Here is a 19,173-nt window from a genome sequence, read left to right as displayed (position 1 = left end):
CCTCAATCAGTTGCGCGCGTCAGGAACAGGAGTTCTCTTACGAACCGTTCCTCAGCGCCTATCTCGTCATCGTTCACCACGAAGGACATCAGACACCCCTCGGGCGTGATCTCTTCACCGACCGCCGAAAGCCTGCGGCGCGCCCAGTCCGGTATCGGCGAGTAGAAGTCGATGCGGGTTCCGCCAGCGACCCCCGTCAGTCGATACTCCTGCGGACGGCCGGCGATAGCGTCGAGAGCCATCTGGATGCGCCAAGCCACGTCGCAGCCGCGCCACCGGCCTCCCGGTAGGGGCAAGTCGATCAGCTTCCGCGGCAATCCGCTCTGCAATTCGGCGTATCCCCATAGATCCGCGCCGTAAGCCTGGGGGCGACGGACTATGAAGTTCCCGCTCTGCGCCTGCGGTGCGACCCAGCGCGCCCTGTAGCTTCGGGTCCGTCTCGTCCCATCGAGAACGAGGAGGTCCGGAATTTCGCCTGAGGAACGCTGCACCGACAGTCGATCGTCGTAGTTCGCGACCAACTTTTCGGCGGTCTCGACCTTAGGCGCCCTTCGCCACGCGGCAGCGGACAACTCGCGCATTCCAAGGTCGCGCAAGGTTGCGGCGAGCTCCTCGCCGAGCTGCGGAGAAATGGTCCTTGAGGCGCCCCGAGCGGCGATCCGCGAGCGCATCTCGGTGGGTAGCGGCGTCGCCTCGTCCGCGGAGAGTCCAAGCAGGAAAACGCTGCCGCTTTCCCGCGCCACGAAGGACGGCGGCGCGGCGAACAGCCACGTTCCCTTGATCCCTTCGCCGCCAACGGACACCTCGCCCAGTTCCAGCAGATCACCGACGGCGGTGAGAGCCTCGACCATCTCGCCGACCCGGTCCGCGAATTCCGTGTCATCGGGCACGAGTGCGCGGTGGCTATCGATGACGGACCGGACGAGCGTCTTCGGCGAGCATGGACACAGAAAACCTGCAAGGCGGCGCAAGACCGCGGCGAGATAGGTGTCGTCCAGTCCCGATGCGTGATCGGCATCCAGCCCCAAGGTCTTCCTCGCCGTCGCGAGAACGACGTCGGCCGAGACGGCCTCGATCACGCGACACCAGCCATCGAGGAGACCGACGCCGCGGCATCAGCGTGACCGCCCACCAGTTGAAGCAGCCGCGCACCGGCAGCCGGCAGCGGATTGTTCCACACGGTCGCGACGAGTGCCTTCAATTCCAGGTCCAAAGGGCGCCCCCCCTTCTCGACGATATCGCAGAACTCGAGCGCGGCCTTGCAATGGGCGTGCCCCTTCAAGCCGTAACGGTGTGCCAGCGAGGAGAATTCACGAAGGCGGACGTGATCCGGCATCCTCGCGTACTTGGACGCGTCACGGACGAGCACCGTGCCGAACTGCCTTGTCGGATTGAAGTAATCCACCATGGGCGCCGTGGCCGCAGCGCCTTGGACTCCGCTGCGGAACCGTTCCTCAGCGTAGGCCCACCGTGGACCGCAGAGCTGCGCGAAAACACGCTCCTTCAACCGCGACACGATGTGATCGCGCCGTTCCGCACCGAGCGTGCCTACCGTCCTTACGTCGGACCAACTGGCGATTGCGCCGAGAAGCATCAGCAAACCATCAGCGCTGTCCGGCACCGCATCGAAATTGGGATTGACGAGCAATCCTCCAAGACCGCCATCCACCCTGGGCATGCTGACGATGAGCGCCTCGCGATGGTCCCCGTAGGTAGCCACGAACAGGCCACCGGAAGTGGGTGGTTCCATGCCCCCGGTGGCCGCACTTGACGTGAGTTCCTCACGCTTCGCCGGAAAGGCGAAGTTCCGGAAATCAACAGTCAGTGGCGTTTCCGCATCGTGGTCATCGACGAGTTTGAGAAGCGTCGATTTCGGCAACGCGTGCCATACCCAACGGACCGGCGCGACCACGCGGTGCAACGGGATGTGCGAAACCCCGAGTTCCTCGCCATCGACGACGAGCCGGCCCGAACTCGCCTCGAGGTACGCCCAAGGATTCTTCTCCTTGCCGACGAAGGCGGCAAACGCCTTGCGCCACGTGTCGACACCAAGCGGCAGGGTCAACTGCCCGATCTGCTCGCTCGCGATCTGCGTGCCGGCGCCGTCGAGAAGTTCCACGCAGACCGTCACATGGGCACCCTTCGGTCCGAGCACGCTCAGGCTGGCGAGGCCTTCCCAGAAATCGTCGAGGGAGGGCTCGGGAGGTTCGCAGGCGACGATCAGACCATTGTGGCCGACGGTCCCGCTGACCCAGGGGCTCGGGGGACGGACGGCGATGGCCACGACACCCTCAAGTGGCTGCTGCGCGAGGTCGGCCGAAGTCGGACTGCGCACCGCCTTCACGGTCAGCACGTGGTTCCCGCAAGGCAGAGGCTTGAGCCGGACGAAAGTCGCCTCGCCTGGCGCGCCCGCAGGTATGCTCGTCGTCTGCCCGGTCCCCAACCGAAGCTCGTACCTGTCCACGGGATGATCGTGCTCGATCGCGAAGCATGGAGCCTCCCCGTCGAGCCATTCCGTCGAACCTTCGCCGTCCCATCCTCGCGCGGCAAGTCCCGCCGGCCAGATCCTGACGGTCTGTGCCGCGGCGAGCCCAGCCGACTTTAATTCCGCGATCTGCGCTGAGGTGAGAGCGGCCGGTATCTCGAGCCGGGTCGCGGTCACGCCAGCGCAACCAATCGTGGCCGAGTTCGCCATCGATAGAACAGGAAGTTCAGCGTTCGAGACGAGCACGTAGGATTTGCCGGGACGAACCAGGCGGCTCAGGATCTCAATCGCCTGGCCATCCGGACCGATGCGAAACAGCCATGCAGGGCCCGCGCCGATGCGAGCCTCTCCCGACAGAAGATGATCCATGACTGGATCTGGCTTCTCGAAAGTGACCACCGGCTCGTTCGGCGACGGCCACTTCGCCAGGACCCTTCGCTGCGCACCCATCATCAGCCAACCTGCCGGAAGCCAGTCCGTCGAGCCAGCCACTCTGCAGCGCGTACGGCGGAGAAACTGGCCCAGTTCGGGAGCTACGTCGGCGACTTCCCGGAAGCTCGGGATCTCGACGATGGCAGTCCAAGCGTCGATCGCCGTCCTCCGCAGGATCAGCGAGGGGCGAACGTTCGGGGACCGTTCCGCTTCTCCGGATCGGGCCCCGGCGGCCTGTACCACACCCGCCGCGCCGGGTCGCGCAGCCCCCTTCAGCGTCGCCACCTCAACTTCTCGACGGGTGTCGCGCAACCATTGGCGGGCATGACGGGCTCCCTCGAGATCCTCGACGATACGCTTCAAGGTGTCGGCGTGGATCGCACTCGTGGTGGCGGTGGACGTGTCACCGAGAAGGGCGAGGATGATCCGGCCCGCGAGTTCCTCCTGCTCGAGGAAGTTTCGAAGTCGCGAACTCGCGTCATAGGACCGTCGCGAAACGAACCTGCCAATCTCCGCCGGCGGCAGATGGAGGCGGGTGACCAGTTGGAAGCGCATGCTGTAAAGCGTGCCCGCCAACTGGGCTTGGAGATCCTTCGGCAGAAGAGCGTGGGTGATGGGCCAAGCGATGATCGAGAAGAATTTGGCCCAACGCCCCGTCGGCTTGAGCCCGTCATACTTGGACTGAAACTTCGTGAACCACGTTCGCAGGTGCGGTCGCCAGGAGCTTTCCCAGCGCGGCATCCTTCGCTCGAATGTGTGCCAGTATTCCCCACCGTCGTAGTCGTACCCCTGCTCAGTCGCCCAGACGACCCAGAGCAGCCAGTGCCTGTCGAGGATGGCGCCGCCAACGTTGAACCGAGCCTTCAGCATCCGTGACAGCGCCGCGATGCCTTCCCGGTCGAGCCCATGTTCGAGCGCGAAAACCGGCTGGCCGGCCGCACGACGCACGTCGCTCAGCGCCGCGAAATGCGACATGAGGCGCGCCTGCAATTCGTCGAGTTCAACGCTCATCGTTGGCCGAGCATGACGTCAGGTCATCCCAGGCATGTCGTGCAGTTCCATCCCACCCCCAACGTCACCCTCCCAGGTCGGCACTGCCACTGGCCGATTATATCGGTTTCACTACCAACGGCTTAACCCGTAGTCGGCAATCTGCACTTACATGACTTAGATGCGGCGCAATACACATTCGTTGTTGTGAGCATAGCTCCCAAGGAGATTCTAAACGGACAATACGCAGGATAAATTCGCCATATCAGCGGCACGCCAATCCGGTTCGCGATGTAAGGATCGGAGGCTGCTCAGTTGCAAATTCTGGTTGGCTTGATCGCTGTCGATCAGTGCAGATGCGCATGATCGTTAGCCGCGCCAAATTAGGAAGCGAAGTTCAAGCTGGCCAACGCGCTGCTTCAGCGATGGCTCGAGCACGCTGATACTAGCGCGGCGCACATTCACATCGCCTCGCCCACAGAGCAAAAAGCGCTGGATCGCTGTACAAATGTACCAGCCCGCAGCGCTTGCGATCAACGCACGCGATGCCGCTTTTAACGGCCATTACACAAAACATGCAGTTAGCTTCTTTCCTTTCTGACGATGGCCGGCACCGGGGCATTTTGGCGCGGATAAGCGGTCCGCGCTTTCCTGGGCCCTCGGCGATCCTGTGAAAGCAGTACGACCGGCGCTCCTACGAGGTGGCTTGTTACCACCGGGATCTTATCCACCGCCTCTTTCAGCCTCTGGAGCTTAGCCATCTTCGAATAACGGCCTGCAGTCTCCCCCGGGACAGAATGGCCGAGAAGGTCTGCTCGATCTTCGAGGAAGACGTGCTGGTCCTTGAGCTCGGTAGTGACCATGTGCCGGAACGAGTGAAGCGCTTGTCCCGGCTCGATGAAAGTAAGCCGCTTTGCAATTTTCATCCACCAGTTTTTGTAAAAGACGTCACCATACCCTTGCTTACCGCTGGCACTTCGCAGCTCGGGGAACAGTAAGGTTTCTTCAGCATCACGGAGCGCGCGAACATAGTCTGGCAGTCCCAAGCGAAGCAGTTCGGCTGCCAGCGGCACCGCCCGCTTTGATGCCTTTGTCTTGATCCGTCCGCCACCGCCTTCGTGGATCATCAGAAACCAGATGCCCTCAGCTTGGTCCACGTCCGCTAACGTCAGCTGGCAAATCTCCTCGCGCCGCAATCCAGTGTACCACGCGATCATCGGGACCCAGTACCCGGCGTCCTGCCAGACGTGAGGGCCAGCGATCATGCGCTTCCCAAGCGAAATGGCGCCGGTCCAAATCGGCAACAAGAACATCTGCCTGCCCTCGCCCTCAGTATAGGCCTCGCGATGATCGCGGGCGTTACGGTCGTCCTCGTAAACGAAATCTTCCCACTCGATGATGGGCATTTCTGGCACATGGCGCCGGAACCATGTAACGAGGTCTTTTAGGAAAAGGATGTGACGGTTCGTCGTACCGACCCCGAGACCGATAGTTTCGGGCGTCCGTTTCTTTTCCTTGATTTCCTGTTTGGCCTCCACGCAGATCTGCTCAAGCGTCATCGGATCATGCCTGGATGACTTGTGGTGACTCTGGGGAAGATTTGAAAAGTGCGTATTGAGGCGAAGAACATCTTCGCGCTTTAGCCGCCACAGGGGCTTTGCGCCGTAGCTTTTCTCCAGCAAGCGTGCCGCGGTAACGAACTGCGATCTCGTCTTGTCAGTCCAGCGCGCTTTGCGCTTGGCATCTCCCATGATTTTTGGCTGATCTACGGTGTACCGCTCGGCGGCCTGCAACGGCGTCATCGACGCCCAGGGTTCGTTGATCGTCGGCTCGAGTGCGGTCATTGCGGGCGGGATTGCGGGCGGGATTGCGGGGACCGTTGTGTAACGAGGTGCATGATCGACATTTGACCACAGCGCCATCGGATCGCGCATCCGCCGACGGAATTCCATAGCGGCTGCGAGACCGCCCTCGAACATGACCTTGCGCGCGATCGCCGTGGAATCCTCGTGATGCGGACCGCCGACCCGGTCAATTTCCTTCGCCGCCTGCAGGGTCATCTCTTCTGCGTAGGACGGCTTCAGCTCAAAAAGACCGACGATGCCATCCCGCTGGTCCTGGGTCAGATTGGCAAAGCGCGCTTCGACGTGGTCCCGCGAGCCCGATCCCGGTGGCAGCCCATGCACGACGAAGTCGCGCAGCATCGCCTCGTAGATATCGACCAACCCCTCGATCATATAGGTCGCGTCATCGGGATCAGTGCGCTGATACTGGACGTGGTTGCGGTCGAGTTGATCCCGCATCTCCGACATCGCCCTGCGGAAGATGTCCGCTTTCTGTTCGATGGTCAGCGTTGACGTTCGTTTGCCGTCGTTCAGCGTCATCATCAGCATCTCGCTCTTCGCGGTCAGCGCGCACGCCATGCGACGGGCCACTGACTGCTCTGTCGTTCGAAGGCTGATTCTTAGCGTAAGAGACTTACCATCCTGAAAACGCAGGGTCCGGCGCCAATAATAGACGGCACCACGGCGTTCGACGTTTTGAATGGCTGGCATGGCAAACTCCACATGGAGTCGTCACACCCACCGGCCCAATCCGGCAGATTTCCTGATTTTATCTCGGACCATCAACGCATTAAGCGGTGCTGGCTGGGGCGGCAGGGTTCGAACCTGCGAATGGCGGCATCAAAAGCCGCTGCCTTACCACTTGGCGACGCCCCAATCCGGGAGGGCGGTGCTTTAGGCGGTGAATCCGAGCTTGGAAAGCCCGGATTCGCACGTCACAGCACGCGCTCGAGCCAATTGTGCGGATCGGGCGCGGTGCCGCGCTGCAGATCGATCAGCGCCTGACGCAAACGCACCGTGGTTTGGCCCGGGCCACCGCTCCCGATCTGGAAATCGCCGTCGCGCATTTTCATCGTGCCGATCGGCGTAACGACCGCCGCGGTACCGCAAGCAAACGCCTCGACCAGCCGTCCACTCTCGGCATCCGCGCGGCACTGCTCGATCGCATACGGCGCCTCGCGCACGTCCAGCCCCATATCGCGCGCAAGGATCATCAGCGAATCGCGCGTGATGCCGGGCAGGATCGTACCGGTCAGCGGCGGCGTCGCGATGCTGCCGTCGTCGAACACGAAGAAGATGTTCATCCCCCCCAGTTCCTCGATCCAGCGCCGCTCGATCGCGTCGAGGAACAGCACTTGGTCGCAGCCGTGCCGCGTCGCCTCGGCCTGCGCGATCAGGCTGGAGGCATAGTTGCCGCCGCACTTCGCCGCGCCAGTTCCGCCGGGTGCAGCGCGCGTATAGTCCTGCGTCACCCACAGCGTGACCGCCGGCGCGCCGCCCTTGAAATAGGCACCGACCGACGAGGCGATCACGGCATAGAGATATTCGGTCGACGGCTTCACGCCGAGGAACACCTCGCTCGCGATCATGAACGGCCGCAGGTATAGCGCGCCGCCGTCGATCTCGGGGATCCAGCCAGCTTCCTGGCGGACCAGCGCGCGGACCGATTCGACGAACAGCGCCTCGGGCAACGGGATCATCGCCATCCGCTCGGCCGAGCGGCGAAAGCGCGCGGCGTTCTCGAACGGGCGGAACAGCGCTGCGCCACCGTCAGGCAAGCGATACGCCTTCATCCCCTCGAAAATCTCCTGCGCATAATGCAGCACCGCCGACGCGCTATCCATCTGGAACGGCGCGCGCGCGACGATCTTGGCATCGTGCCAGCCGTCGCGCTCATTATAGCGGATGGTGACCATGTGATCGGTAAAGACACGGCCGAAGCCGGGATCGACCAACATCGCACTGCGCTCGTCGAGCGGGATCGGCGTTGCATGCGGTTCGATCGCGAAGACGGGGGCCGAGGTTGCGTCCGAAGGAAGGCTGTGCGCGTCGAGACGATTTTGCTGCATGGAATGCGACATTCTGTTACAATTTGGGGATTGAAGGCGTGTACGGGGTGCGCCAAAGGCGGTCAACAATGGCCACCGCAATCGCCTCCGCCTCACCGCTATTCCTGCGCGAACCCGAAATCCGGCGCGGGATCGAGCTGATGTATTTCGCACAGAGCACGCTTGCGCGCACGACCGAAACCCGCCTTGCGGCGATCGGCCTCGGGCGGGCGCATCATCGCGCGATCTATTTCATCGCACGGCATCCCGATCTCACCGTCAGTGCGCTGCTCGGGCTGCTCGGGATCACCAAGCAATCGCTCGGCCGCGTGCTCAACGAACTGGTCGACCGCGCGATGGTCGAGACGCGCGTCGGCGAACGTGACCGCCGCCAACGGCTGTTGCGGCTCACCCCCGAAGGCGCCGCACTCGAGACCGAACTGTTCGAGACGGTACGCCAACATTGGGCCTCGGCCTATGCGCGCGCCGGGCAGCAATCGGTGTCGGGGTTCTGGTCGGTGCTCGAGGGCATGATCGGCGAGGACGACCTGTCGCGCCTCTCCGGACTGCGCGGCTAAGCACCCCCGACGCGGCGTCGCTTATCCGCGCGCCGCGGCCGCCATTTCGGCGTTACGTCGCGTCGATGCGGCGATCGTTTCGGTGAGCAACGCCTTCAGCGCGTCGCGATCATCGAGCACGTCGAGCCCGCGACGAGTCGAACCGCCCGGACTTGCGACGTGCTCGGCAAGCGCTCCCGGCGCGATCTCGGCCGCTGCGGCGAGCAGCGCCGACCCCTCGACGGTCGCGAGCGCGAGGCGCTCGGCCTGCGCCGCAGGCAAACCATTGGCGACGCCAGCCGCCGCAAGCGCATCGATGAAGCGGTAGAGAAACGCCGGCCCGCTGCCGGCAAGCGCCGTCACCGCGTCGAACTGCGCCGGATCGACCCATTCGACCAGCCCGAGCGGCGCCATCAGCGCGACCACGTCCGCTCGCACAGCGTCGTCGCGGCTCGACGACTCGAGTGCGACCACGCCCTTGCCGATCGCGACGGGCAGATTGGGCATCGCGCGGACGATCGTCTGCGCATCGAACCGCGCCGCCAGCGCGGAGTCCTCGACCCCCGCGAGGATCGAGACGAGTATCGGAACACCCGCAAGCCGCGCGGCAAACCGGCTCGCCACGTCATCGATCTGCTGCGGCTTCATCGCGAGGATGACGGCATCGGGCAAATCGCCACCAGGAAGATCGCGCGACTGCCGCACGCCATCGGGCAAAGCGCGGTCAGCACGGTTGACGACATCGAACTGGTCGCCGGCGAGCACGCCGCTCGCAATCCAGCGGCGCAGCATCGCGCCGCCCATATTGCCACACCCAATCATCCAGACGCGACCGAGCGTCACGCTTCGCCTTGCGTCTCGGTCATCGCCGCGGCGAGCGCTTCCTTGGGGGTCTTGCCGCCCCACAGGACGAACTGGAAGACCGGATAGAAGCGTTCGCACTCGTCGATCGCGCTTTCGACGAGCAACTCGGCGGCCCCGAGCGACATCGTGCCGCCCTCGCCCTCGATCATTGCAGCGTGGCGATAGAGCAGGATCCCGCTCGACGACCACAGTTCGAAATGCCCGACCCAGAGCTGTTCGTTGATCAGCCCGATCGCCTCGTAGATCGCACTGCGCCGGTCATCCGCGACGCGGATGTCGGGGAAAGCGAGGAACTGGATGACGCTGTCTTCCTCGCGCCACAGCGCGCGAAGCTCGTACTGCGTCCAGCTGCCCTTGACCTTGGCGATGACTTCGTCGTCCTGCCGCTCATGCTCCCAGCCGTGCGCTGCGAAATAGCTTTCGAGCATGTCGATCGGTGCGGCATCGTCGCGGTCGAAATCGGCTTCATCGAGCATCACAACACGTCTCCCGCACCCGCATTACAGGATGTAGGTGCCCCGCAACAGGCAACGCACTGGCCCGAGGGCCCAAGCGCCGAGAAATCTGTGGAAAAGATCAGATCAGCCTTCCGCCTTTGGCGCCGTAGCGAGCTTGGCCTCAAGTGCATCGAGCCGGGCGCGCAAGGCATCGGCATCGTCTCGGGCAGCCGCCGCCATCGCCTTGACCGCGTCGAACTCGTCGCGCGAGACGAAATCGAGCCCGCCGATCCACTCCTTGGCGCGCGCGCGTGCGCCGGCTTCGGCTTCACGCCCCACGCCTGCCAGCGTCCCGGCTGCGCCGTTGAGGAGCTTGGCGAAGTCGTCGAAAATCTTGTTGTCGGATTGCATGAGACGAAAATCCAGTCGCGTTAGATCTTGATGATTTGGGTGGTGGACGACGACGGCGCAAGGGTTTCCGCGCCAGGATTCAAGTCCATGATCCCGTAATTGAGGTAGAAGGCAACGACCAGCCACGCAAGATAGGGCACAAGCAGGACCGCCGCGAGCGGGCGGATTCGCGCGAAGACCAACGCCATTGCGAGCGTCAATGCGAACATCGCGACGACGATGCCGAGCGCGACGGTCACTTGATGCATCCCGAAGAAGATCGGCGACCAAGTGAGGTTGACCGCCAGTTGCACCACGAACAGCAGGATGGCGAGCGTACGCAGCCGCGCGCCGCGCGCATACAGGATCATCGCCAGCGCGAGCCCGAGCAGGATGTAGATCAGCGTCCAGGCGACCGGAAAGGCCCAGTCGGGCGGAGTCAGCCGCGGCTTCACCAACGCACCATACCAGGCGTTCTGCGATCCGCCCGGCGCCAGTCGCGCGGCGGTGAAGCCGAGCAGCAGGACGAGCGGCACCGTCACCACCGCCCAGCGCAGGAACGCCAGCCGCAATTGTTGCTTCGATGCGATCTCTCTCAAGCCCTACGCCCTTCCCGCCTCGATTGCGCCGCGCCGATCCCCGACGTGACGGCCAATCCGGCCATATACGAGATTCTGCCGCATGTAGCTGCTAATTTCAGGGCATTGCGGGCGGAATGTCCCGCGTTGCAGCAATCAGGAATTCGACATTCCCCTCGGGGCCGGTGATCGGGCTCTCGACGATCGTTGCGACCGACCACCCCTGCGCGACGACCCAAGTCGAGACCTCGTCGCAGACGCGCGCATGGATCGCGGGGTCGCGGACCACCCCGCCCTTCCCGACCTCGCCCCGCCCGGCCTCGAATTGCGGTTTGATCAGCGCAAGGAGCTTTGCCGCGGGCTTGGCGAAACGCAACGGCGTTTCCAGCACCTTGGCAAGGCCGATAAAGCTCGCGTCGCAGACGATCAGGTCGACCGCCTCGGGGATGTGCACCTCGGTCAAAATCCGCGCGCTGGTCTGTTCGTGCACCACGACGCGTGGGTCCTGCCGCAATTTCCAGGCGAGCTGGTTGGTGCCGCTGTCGACCGCGTAGACCCGCATCGCACCGCGTTGCAGCAAGACGTCGGTAAAGCCACCCGTCGACGAGCCGACATCGATCGCCACCGCGCCCGTGACGTCCCAACCGACGGTATCGAGGCCATGCGCCAGCTTGATACCGCCGCGCGAGACCCAGGGATGATCGCGCCCGCGCACGTCGAGCAGCACATCGTCGGCGATCGCCTGCCCCGGCTTGTCGATCTTGCGCTCGCCGGCAAAGACCAGGCCGGCCATGATCAGCGCCTGCGCGCGGGTCTTGCTCTCGGCGAGGCCGCGATCGACGAGGAGTTGGTCTGCACGAAGCTTGGGCATTCCCGCTTCCAACGCGAAGTCGCCGCCGACCGCAAGGGGCATCCGAGTCGGAGCGCGCCGGAGACGCGTGATCGCCGCCGCCCGATGCGCCCGATCCGGTCCATCGCAGGACGCCGTCGTTTCGGCGCAAGCCCATTGCCGATCGGATCGGTAGAGATAGCTTTTGCAACAGGGCGTGGCCGCGCGGCGTCCCCCTAGAGCACGGGCGGCCACGTCTCCGATCCTGATCGCTACCGTGCCGCTGCGACGCCCGATTTAATCGAAGAACAGATACGCCGGATCGAACTTCGCGAAGTGCCGCAACGCGTCCCAGTCGAGGATCTCGACCTCGCCCTGTCGGAACGCGACCATCCCGCGTTCGCGCAACTGCCGCAGCATCCGGTTGGCATGGACCGCGGTCAGCCCGGTCGCATCGGCCAGATCGACTTGCGTCAGCGGGAGCGGGAACGTCGTCGTCTCGGCCTGCCCGATCCGCTTGAGCCGCGTATACATCTCGCAGAACAGGTGCGCGAGCCGGATCGCCGCGCTACGCGCGCCGATCGAGACGATCCATTCGCGGTTGATCGCCGCGTCGATCAGCGTCGATCGCCACAGCAATTCGGTGAGCGATGCCGATTCCTTGGTCAGCGCGCGGACGTCGGCATGCGGGAACAGCGCGACGCGCACATCGGTGAGCGCTGCGACCGAATGCTCGAGCCGCTTGAGCGGATACGAATGCAAGTCGACGAAATCGCCCGGAATGTGGATCGCCAGGATCTGTCGCCGCCCCTCGGGCGTGTCCTTGTAGCGTTCGACAAAGCCTTCGAGCAGCAGCGTGCATTGCGTCAGCGGGGTCTGCTGGCGCACGATGATCTGCTTGGGGCTATAGGTCGCGGTCCGCACGACCGCCTGCTCGAGCGCGGCGCGCTCTTCGGCGGTAATCGTTGGAACACGATGGGTTTTCAGAAACAGATCGGTATACATGGCCCCCTCCGCGGCGCGGGAACATGCGCTGGATGTTTGCGTTTTGTCCAGTCATGGAGACGCGATGTGGCCCGATTACCGTATGACGATCCGATCGAGGCCGCCGCCGAGCATGGCGAAGTGATCCTCGATGGCCCCGACGGGCTCGCAGCGTCGCTAACCCCCACCGCCGCGCGCCGATCGGCCAGAAAGCTCGCCAAGGCTGCAGAGACCGCCGAACGCGACCCCGCCGCCGAAACGCCATAGCCGCGCGCCGGGGTTTTGCGGCGCGTTAACCCGACTGGCGTACACGTTCGGCGATGCCGTTCCGCAAAATCTTCCTGAGTCGATGGAGCGCCTTGTTGTGGGCGGCGGGTATCCTGTGGACCGCGATCGATACGGTCGGGTTCGGTCCTCCGGCAAACCGGGCGGCGACGATGGCGAACGCGTCGGACGATACCGATGCGGCAGGCGTGGCGGTGAACGCGGACGATCTGGCCACACTGGCCAACGCCATGAAGTCCTGAGCGCGCCCAGACCTTGCCGCAGTTAGCGCTTCGGCGCCGGCTTCAAATCGATCGACTGGATGCGCCACGTGCGCTGCGCCGTGGTTGCGCCATCGATATCGCCGCTGCGATGCAACGTGGCCGAGCCGATCTCGTACACCGGGGTTCCACCGCGCTTCAACCGCGCATAGACCTGGACCGGCACGGTGACATAGCGTTGACCGGCCCCCGCATCGATCGCGCCGGGCGCACCGACATTGGCGTGGTATTCGCTGTAGGCGGTAAAACCTTCCGCAAAGGCGGCCGTGTCTGCCTTCGGCTCGCGCAGTGCGAGCGCCTGCGCGTACTTCCGTTCGCCGAGGAACGCGTAATAGGTCTGCACGACGTTGGCCGCACCTTGCGCGCTGTCCGGAGTGAAGGGGGCTTCGGAAACCGGCGTCCGGTCGTCGGGCAGTCCGCCCGGCGTTCCCGGCGCCGGCGGATCGAGCGGCGTGCGTTCGGCGCTGTTGCTCCCGGTGGCGGCTGTCACATCGTTTTCGGTCACCGCGTCGGGTTCGGCGATCTCGACCGGCGCGTCCGCGTTATAGGCATCGACGCTTTGCTGCGCGCGGACCGCCGCCGCGTTGATGTCGATGCTATTGGTCTGGCTGGGGGATGTCCCGGAACACGCCGCGACGAACACGAGCGGCAGAGATACGGTCAACAAACGCTTCATGACTGATACTCGTCAAACACAAGAGGGTCGGGCCCGATAAACGGCGCACCCGCTTGCCCGTTCCTCCCGCCCCGTCGCAAAACGGCGAAGCGTGCCAGACACCGGGCATCAGACCCACCCGGGATACAGCCTCAAGAGGCCGCGGACGGGAACGCCGATCGGCCCGTCCGCGGCACCCCGTCACGGCCGCAAGGCGGCGTCGTCTCGATCGCTCAACTCGTCGTCATCGTCGGCCGTGTTGCCGTCGAGCTCGTCCTGGACGTCGTCTTCGTCCTCATCGTCGTCGCTCTCATCGGCATCGGGGTCTTCCTCGCCGACTTCATCGTCTTCCATTTCGAGATCGTCGTCATCGTCGTCGCGCGTCCCGATATCGGGGGCGATATCGGTCAGCAGCGTGCCGTCGCTCGGCCCGTCGCGCGTCACTTCCAGAATTTCCGCGCGCTGGCTCTCGTCATAGCCTTCTTCGTCGAAACCGTCGTCGCCCGTGCCCTCGCCGGGTACCTGATGTCCACCGATGCTCATCTTCGCTCTCCCGACGCTCCCGCAGTATGCTGGATCGTTTCATCAGCGAACCGTGCAAGCGGGCAACGGTTCCGGCTTTGCCGATTAAACTGCGTCAACTGGGGCGAAATAACCGCCCGCGCTCGACGATCGCTGCGATCACGATACCCGATACGCCCGCCACCAGAAACCCCAGATGGAGCGGCACCGTCGTCCCGTCGAAGCTGCGGCCGATCGCCCAGCCGACGATCGCGCCCATCGTGATGCCGAAGAACCCCTGCACGCTCGACGCGACGCCGGCGATCGACCCCATATTCTCCATCGCCATCGCCGACATGTTCGAGGTGGCGAGGCCAAAGCATGCCATCGTGATCGCTTGCAGCACCACGAAGACGAGCAGCGGTTCGTCGCCGAACCAGCCGACCACCGCGCCGGTGCCCGACGACAGGATCATCACCACCAATGCGGTTTGCGAAATGCGCCGCATCCCGAGCGTCATCACGATCCGCGAGTTGAGCAGATTGGCGACCGCCATCGTTCCCGCCGATGCCGCGAACACGCCGCCGAGCCATTCGGGGCGGTGGAAGACGCGCTCCATGATCGGCTGGATCGACCCGAGATAGCCGAAGATCGCGCCCTGCGCGATCAGTGCGGCGATCGTGTAGCCGACCGAATAGCGGTCCGACAGCGTCTGGCGCCAGCCCGCCAGCGTCGTCTTGATCGACAGCGGCGATCTGTTTTCGGGGCGCAGCGTCTCGGGCATGCGCAAGACGAACCAGATCAGGCACAGCAATGCGCCGCCTGCGATCACCTCGAAGATCAGCCGCCACGATCCGATCAGCAGGATCCCCTGCCCGATGCTCGGCGCGACGATCGGCACCGCCATGAACACCATGAAGGCAAGGCTCGTCACCTGCGCCATCGCACGGCCCGAGAAGCAATCGCGGATCAGCGCGATCGTCACCACGCGGCTCGCGGCAATCGCGAGCCCGCTGAGGAAGCGCACGGTCAGCAGCAGCGGGAAGCTGTTCGCCAGCCCGGCGCACAGATTGCCGACGATGAAGAGGACCAGCCCGACGATCAGCACCGGGCGCCGGCCATAGCGATCGGTCAGCGGACCGTGGATCAGCTGACCGATCCCGAGCCCGATGACGAACACCGTGATGATCAGCGGCGCATCGACGATCGCATCGACGCCGAGCCGGCGGGCGATGTCGGGCTGGGCGGGCAGCATCGTGTCGATACCGAGCGACGCAAGCGCGATCAGCGACGCGATCAGGGGGACGAACTCGACCAGCCGCAGCGGGGGCGAGTCCATCATCGGGCGTTGCGGGGAAACAGACATGCCGCGCGCAATGCCCGACTCGGCCGCGCTGGTCACCCCGCAAAGCGTGCAGCTGGTCCGCACGTCGTTGCAACCGTCGCGGAACGGACATCGAAGCGAGGCATTCTCCAGTCTCAACGTGAGAGGAGCAAGCCAATGAGCATTTTCGGTATGATCAAGGACGCGATCTGGGGCCACAAGCCGACGCCGGTCGAAGCAGCCCCCACCCCGGCACCGGCTGCAGCTGCAGCTGCGCCTGCCCCCGCCCCTGCGGCTGCCCCGGCTGCGGCTCCCGCGCCCGCAGCGCCTGCTGCAAAGATCGACGTCAACGCCGTCCTGACGCAGAAGGCCGCCGAGAAGGGCCAGCCGCTCAACTGGCAGACCTCGATCGTCGATCTGATGAAGGTGCTCGATCTCGACCCGAGCCACGAAAACCGCGTCTCGCTCGCGCATGAGCTCGGCTATACCGGCGACATCAACGACAGCGCGACGATGAACGTCTGGCTGCACAAGAAGGTGATGGAGAACCTCGCCTCATAAGACGCCTGATCTGACGAAATCATGGCGGATCGCGGTGTTTCCTTTGTGACACCCGCGATCCGCTGCGACCGACTTCCGGCGGTCAGCGACGTTTGCGTTGCGACTTTTGTGCAATGCGCTTCGACACCATTCCCGTGTCCATCGAAACCGCTCCTTCACTCTTCGTCGCCACAAAGCTTTGATGAGCTTACACAAACCCGTTCGCACGCGATCCACACCGGCGAATATACCCGACCGGGATACGCAACGCGGCGGGGCACTCCCGATGTTGGGCGTTGCGGCAGCGCTTGGCGGAATTGTCGGCGCGGGCTCGCTCGCCTTCGGCGACGATGGGCGCGCCAGAATCGTCGGAGCGGTGAAACCCGTCGCGGTACAGGCCGGCCTTATGCGTGCCCGCGCGCCGCAGCCGGGCGACGCGTGGGGCGGTTGCAACGATGCGCGCGCTGCCAACACCGCGCCGATCTATGAGGGCGAGCCGGGCTACCGTCCGGAGATGGACGGCGACTCCGATGGCATCGCCTGCGAGCCGATTCGCTAGAGCCGATCCGCGTTTTACGGCACGCAGGAGCGGCCCGCTGATCCCCGCGGGGCTGACGCGGCGGCAAATCGGCGCTATCTTCGCGCTTTGCCAGTATCACGGACGCGTCTCATGCTCGACACCCCCACCGCCGAAGTCCCGCCGCTGTCGCTCGCCGACGAAGCCGCCGATCCTGCCGCCTTTGCCGCGGCGCTGGGCGATTCGTTCGAGCGGTTCGGCTTTGCGGTCGTGTCGGACCACGGCGTCCCCGCCGATCTGATCGCGCGCGCCTGGGCGATGACCGAGGCGTTCTTTGCGCTGCCCGAGGACACCAAGCGCAGCTATTTCAGCGCGGGCGGCGGTGGTGCGCGCGGTTATACGCCGTTCAAGACCGAAATCGCCAAGGGCGCGACGCATGTCGACCTCAAGGAATTCTGGCATGTCGGCCGCGAACTGGCGAAAGGCCACCGCTTCGAGGCGCAGATGGCGCCCAACGTCTGGCCCGACCAGCCCGAGGGCTTCCGCGAGACCTTCATCGAGCTGTTCGCCGCGCTCGACGTCGCGGGCGACCGGCTGCTGTCGGCGATCGCGCGGCATCTCGGGCTCGCGCCCGATTGGTTCGATCACGCCGTCAAGGACGGCAATTCGGTGCTTCGCCTGTTGCATTATCCGCCCGTCCCCGCCGATGCGGCCGAAGTCCGTGCTGGCGCGCATGAGGACATCAACTTGATCACGCTGCTGCTCGGCGCCGAGGAAGCCGGGCTGCAATTGCTGACCAAGGAAGGCGAATGGCTGCCGATCAAGCCGCCCGAAGGCGCGATGGTGGTCAATGTCGGCGACATGCTCCAGCGCCTCACCAACCACGTCCTGCCCTCGACCACGCACCGTGTCGTCAACCCGGCGCCCGAGCGGCGCGGGCATTCGCGCTATTCGATGCCGTTCTTCCTCCACCCCGCGCCCGATTTCCTGATCGAGACGCTGCCGTCGACGATCACCGCGGCACGGCCCGACCGCTATCCGACGCCGATCTCCGCGCATGACTATCTGCACGAGCGGCTGGTCGAGATCGGCCTGGTCAAGAAATAGTACGTCACCCCGGACTTGTTCCGGGGCCCACTCCTCCGCTAGCGCAATCGGCGATCGGCGCGCGCTGATCGGGGGATCCCGGAACGAGTCTGGGGAGACGAAGGTGTGACTGCTATGACCAAACCGCTCCGCATCGCGCTCGCCGGGCTCGGCACCGTCGGCGGCGGCGTGATCCGCTTGCTCGACACCAACGGCGCGTTGATCGCGCGCCGCGCCGGGCGGCCGATCGAGATCGTCGCGGTTTCGGCACGCGATCGCAGCAAGGATCGCGGCGTCGATATGAGCCGCTTCGCATGGATCGACGACACGACGGCGCTCGCGCATGCCGACGTCGACGTCGTGGTCGAGCTCGTCGGCGGGTCGGACGGCCCCGCGCTCACGCTCGCGCGCACCACGCTTGGCGCGGGCAAGAGCTTCGTCACCGCCAACAAGGCGATGCTCGCGCATCACGGGCTCGAGCTCGCGCGCGCTGCCGAAACGGCGGGCGTGGCGCTCAAGTTCGAGGCGGCGGTCGCGGGCGGCGTTCCGGTGATCAAGGGCTTGCGCGAAGGTGCCGCCGCCAACGAGATCGAGCGCGTCTACGGCATCCTCAACGGCACGTGCAATTTCATCCTGTCGAAGATGGAGGCGGAAGGCCGCGACTTCGCCGACGTGCTCGCCGAGGCGCAGGCGCTCGGCTTTGCCGAATCCGATCCGAGCTTCGACATCGACGGCGTCGACGCCGCGCACAAACTCTCGCTGCTCGCCAGCCTCGCCTTCGGCACGCAGCCGGCGTTCGGCGACGTCGCGGCGACCGGCATCCGCCACGTGCTCGCCGCCGACATCGCCGAGGCGGCGGCGCTCGGCTACCGCGTACGCTTGCTCGGGCTCGCCGAAGCTGGCCCCGGCGGCCTGTTCCAGCGCGTCCATCCGCATCTCGTACCCGTCAGCCATCCGCTCGCGCACGTAACCGGGGCGACCAATGCAGTGGTCGCCGAGGGCAATTTCGTCGGGCGGCTGCTGTTCCAGGGCGCGGGCGCGGGCGATGGGCCGACCGCAAGCGCCGTCGTCGCCGATCTGATCGACATCGCGCGTGGCGAATTCGGCCCCGCCTTCGCGATGCCCGCCGATGCCTTGACGGCGCAGGGCCCGGCCGATGCCGGCGAGCGGCGCGGCCGCGCCTATGTCCGCTTCACCGTCGCCGATCGGGTCGGCGTGCTCGCCGAGATCGCCGCGGCGATGCGCGACGCGGGCGTTTCGATCGAGAGCTTGATGCAGCGCGGCGCGCATGCCGATGGTTCGGTGCTGGTCGCGATCGTCACGCACGAGGGGCCAGAGCGCAGCGTGGCGCAAGCGCTCGAGCGGCTGCGCGGATCGCAGAGCCTGGTCGGGCAGCCGTTGTGGATGCATATCCTGGGGTAAAATTCCTCCGGTCCCTGAGCAAGAGACCGTCACCCCGGGCTTGTCCCGGGGTCCACCGTGACGCCAATGCTGTTCTCGTCGTCCGTGCGGCCCGGTGGACCCCGGGACAAGCCCGGGGTGACGGCGGTGGTGGGAGCCACTGCCC

Annotated in this window: 20 protein-coding genes and 1 tRNA gene; 7 read left to right on the top strand and 14 right to left on the bottom strand. The window is 65.0% G+C overall.

Annotated elements, in window-relative coordinates; genetic code table 11:
• Positions 1 to 2 precede the first annotated feature (2 nt).
• From E2E30_RS03045 to E2E30_RS03025, 5 genes are all read right to left on the bottom strand, one after another.
• Positions 3 to 1,079 (bottom strand): hypothetical protein, encoded by a 1,077-nt coding sequence (locus E2E30_RS03045; protein ID WP_133187127.1) that lies wholly within the window; start codon positions 1,077 to 1,079, stop codon positions 3 to 5.
• Positions 1,076 to 3,928: a hypothetical protein gene (locus tag E2E30_RS03040; RefSeq protein ID WP_133187125.1), complete on the bottom strand. Its 2,853-nt coding sequence runs from the start codon at positions 3,926 to 3,928 to the stop codon at positions 1,076 to 1,078. The genes E2E30_RS03045 and E2E30_RS03040 overlap by 4 nt, the downstream gene beginning before the upstream one ends.
• A 560-nt stretch (positions 3,929 to 4,488) precedes the next feature.
• Entirely contained in the window at positions 4,489 to 6,462 is a 1,974-nt protein-coding gene (locus E2E30_RS03035; protein ID WP_133187123.1) for a site-specific integrase, read from the bottom strand.
• Between the two features lie 90 nt (positions 6,463 to 6,552).
• A tRNA-Gln gene (locus tag E2E30_RS03030) sits at positions 6,553 to 6,627 on the bottom strand.
• Between the two features lie 59 nt (positions 6,628 to 6,686).
• Positions 6,687 to 7,820 (bottom strand): branched-chain amino acid aminotransferase, encoded by a 1,134-nt coding sequence (locus E2E30_RS03025; RefSeq protein ID WP_133191899.1) that lies wholly within the window; start codon positions 7,818 to 7,820, stop codon positions 6,687 to 6,689.
• Positions 7,821 to 7,888: 68 nt separating this feature from the next.
• Between E2E30_RS03025 and E2E30_RS03020 the strand changes: the two genes are divergently transcribed.
• Positions 7,889 to 8,377: a MarR family winged helix-turn-helix transcriptional regulator gene (locus E2E30_RS03020; RefSeq protein WP_133187121.1), complete on the top strand. Its 489-nt coding sequence runs from the start codon at positions 7,889 to 7,891 to the stop codon at positions 8,375 to 8,377.
• Between the two features lie 21 nt (positions 8,378 to 8,398).
• On the opposite strand, the gene proC is transcribed toward E2E30_RS03020, so the two are convergent.
• From proC to E2E30_RS02990, 6 genes are all read right to left on the bottom strand, one after another.
• Positions 8,399 to 9,178 carry a pyrroline-5-carboxylate reductase gene (gene proC / locus E2E30_RS03015; RefSeq protein WP_133191898.1) on the bottom strand — a complete coding sequence of 260 codons (780 nt, stop codon included), beginning with the start codon at positions 9,176 to 9,178 and terminating at the stop codon, positions 8,399 to 8,401.
• A 17-nt stretch (positions 9,179 to 9,195) separates the two neighbouring features.
• Positions 9,196 to 9,696, bottom strand: a complete 501-nt coding sequence (locus E2E30_RS03010; RefSeq protein ID WP_133191897.1) for a YbjN domain-containing protein — start codon at positions 9,694 to 9,696, stop codon at positions 9,196 to 9,198.
• A gap of 105 nt (positions 9,697 to 9,801) precedes the next feature.
• Complete coding sequence (locus E2E30_RS03005; RefSeq protein ID WP_133187119.1) at positions 9,802 to 10,068, bottom strand: accessory factor UbiK family protein; 267 nt, start codon at positions 10,066 to 10,068, stop codon at positions 9,802 to 9,804.
• Between the two features lie 20 nt (positions 10,069 to 10,088).
• Positions 10,089 to 10,646 carry a TspO/MBR family protein gene (locus E2E30_RS03000; RefSeq protein ID WP_133187117.1) on the bottom strand — a complete coding sequence of 186 codons (558 nt, stop codon included), beginning with the start codon at positions 10,644 to 10,646 and terminating at the stop codon, positions 10,089 to 10,091.
• 97 nt (positions 10,647 to 10,743) lie between these two features.
• The gene (locus E2E30_RS02995) at positions 10,744 to 11,496 is read right to left on the bottom strand and encodes a TlyA family RNA methyltransferase (RefSeq protein WP_133187115.1); all 753 of its coding nucleotides are present in this window, start codon (positions 11,494 to 11,496) and stop codon (positions 10,744 to 10,746) included.
• A 255-nt stretch (positions 11,497 to 11,751) separates the two neighbouring features.
• Positions 11,752 to 12,459 carry a Crp/Fnr family transcriptional regulator gene (locus E2E30_RS02990; RefSeq protein ID WP_133187113.1) on the bottom strand — a complete coding sequence of 236 codons (708 nt, stop codon included), beginning with the start codon at positions 12,457 to 12,459 and terminating at the stop codon, positions 11,752 to 11,754.
• Positions 12,460 to 12,525: 66 nt separating this feature from the next.
• Here E2E30_RS02990 and E2E30_RS02985 point away from each other — a divergent pair, with 66 nt between their 5' ends.
• Complete coding sequence (locus E2E30_RS02985) at positions 12,526 to 12,705, top strand: hypothetical protein (RefSeq protein WP_133187111.1); 180 nt, start codon at positions 12,526 to 12,528, stop codon at positions 12,703 to 12,705.
• A 53-nt stretch (positions 12,706 to 12,758) separates the two neighbouring features.
• Complete coding sequence (locus tag E2E30_RS02980; protein ID WP_133187109.1) at positions 12,759 to 12,965, top strand: hypothetical protein; 207 nt, start codon at positions 12,759 to 12,761, stop codon at positions 12,963 to 12,965.
• A gap of 22 nt (positions 12,966 to 12,987) precedes the next feature.
• Here the strand turns inward: E2E30_RS02980 and E2E30_RS02975 are convergent, their stop codons facing one another.
• The 3 genes from E2E30_RS02975 to E2E30_RS02965 form a co-directional block, all read right to left on the bottom strand.
• Complete coding sequence (locus E2E30_RS02975) at positions 12,988 to 13,626, bottom strand: hypothetical protein (protein WP_240699015.1); 639 nt, start codon at positions 13,624 to 13,626, stop codon at positions 12,988 to 12,990.
• 213 nt (positions 13,627 to 13,839) lie between these two features.
• Entirely contained in the window at positions 13,840 to 14,181 is a 342-nt protein-coding gene (locus tag E2E30_RS02970; RefSeq protein WP_133187105.1) for a DNA primase, read from the bottom strand.
• A 94-nt stretch (positions 14,182 to 14,275) separates the two neighbouring features.
• Positions 14,276 to 15,505 (bottom strand): multidrug effflux MFS transporter, encoded by a 1,230-nt coding sequence (locus E2E30_RS02965; RefSeq protein ID WP_133187103.1) that lies wholly within the window; start codon positions 15,503 to 15,505, stop codon positions 14,276 to 14,278.
• 135 nt (positions 15,506 to 15,640) lie between these two features.
• Between E2E30_RS02965 and E2E30_RS02960 the strand changes: the two genes are divergently transcribed.
• The 4 genes from E2E30_RS02960 to E2E30_RS02945 all read left to right on the top strand — a co-directional run bounded on the left by E2E30_RS02960 (position 15,641) and on the right by E2E30_RS02945 (position 19,028).
• On the top strand, positions 15,641 to 16,024 hold the full coding sequence (locus E2E30_RS02960; RefSeq protein ID WP_133187101.1) for a DUF3597 domain-containing protein: 384 nt from the start codon (positions 15,641 to 15,643) through the stop codon (positions 16,022 to 16,024).
• Positions 16,025 to 16,289: 265 nt separating this feature from the next.
• Complete coding sequence (locus E2E30_RS02955) at positions 16,290 to 16,562, top strand: excalibur calcium-binding domain-containing protein (RefSeq protein WP_206365631.1); 273 nt, start codon at positions 16,290 to 16,292, stop codon at positions 16,560 to 16,562.
• Positions 16,563 to 16,673: 111 nt separating this feature from the next.
• Positions 16,674 to 17,627, top strand: a complete 954-nt coding sequence (locus tag E2E30_RS02950; protein ID WP_133187097.1) for an isopenicillin N synthase family dioxygenase — start codon at positions 16,674 to 16,676, stop codon at positions 17,625 to 17,627.
• Positions 17,628 to 17,741: 114 nt separating this feature from the next.
• Positions 17,742 to 19,028: a homoserine dehydrogenase gene (locus tag E2E30_RS02945; protein ID WP_133187095.1), complete on the top strand. Its 1,287-nt coding sequence runs from the start codon at positions 17,742 to 17,744 to the stop codon at positions 19,026 to 19,028.
• Positions 19,029 to 19,173 lie beyond the last annotated feature (145 nt).

The sequence above is a fragment of the Sphingomonas sp. AAP5 genome, assembly GCF_004354345.1.
Classification (GTDB): Bacteria; Pseudomonadota; Alphaproteobacteria; order Sphingomonadales; family Sphingomonadaceae; genus Sphingomonas; species Sphingomonas glacialis.
The sequence above is the reverse complement of the archived record's forward strand: the minus strand, read 5'-3'. Positions and strand labels throughout refer to the sequence as shown.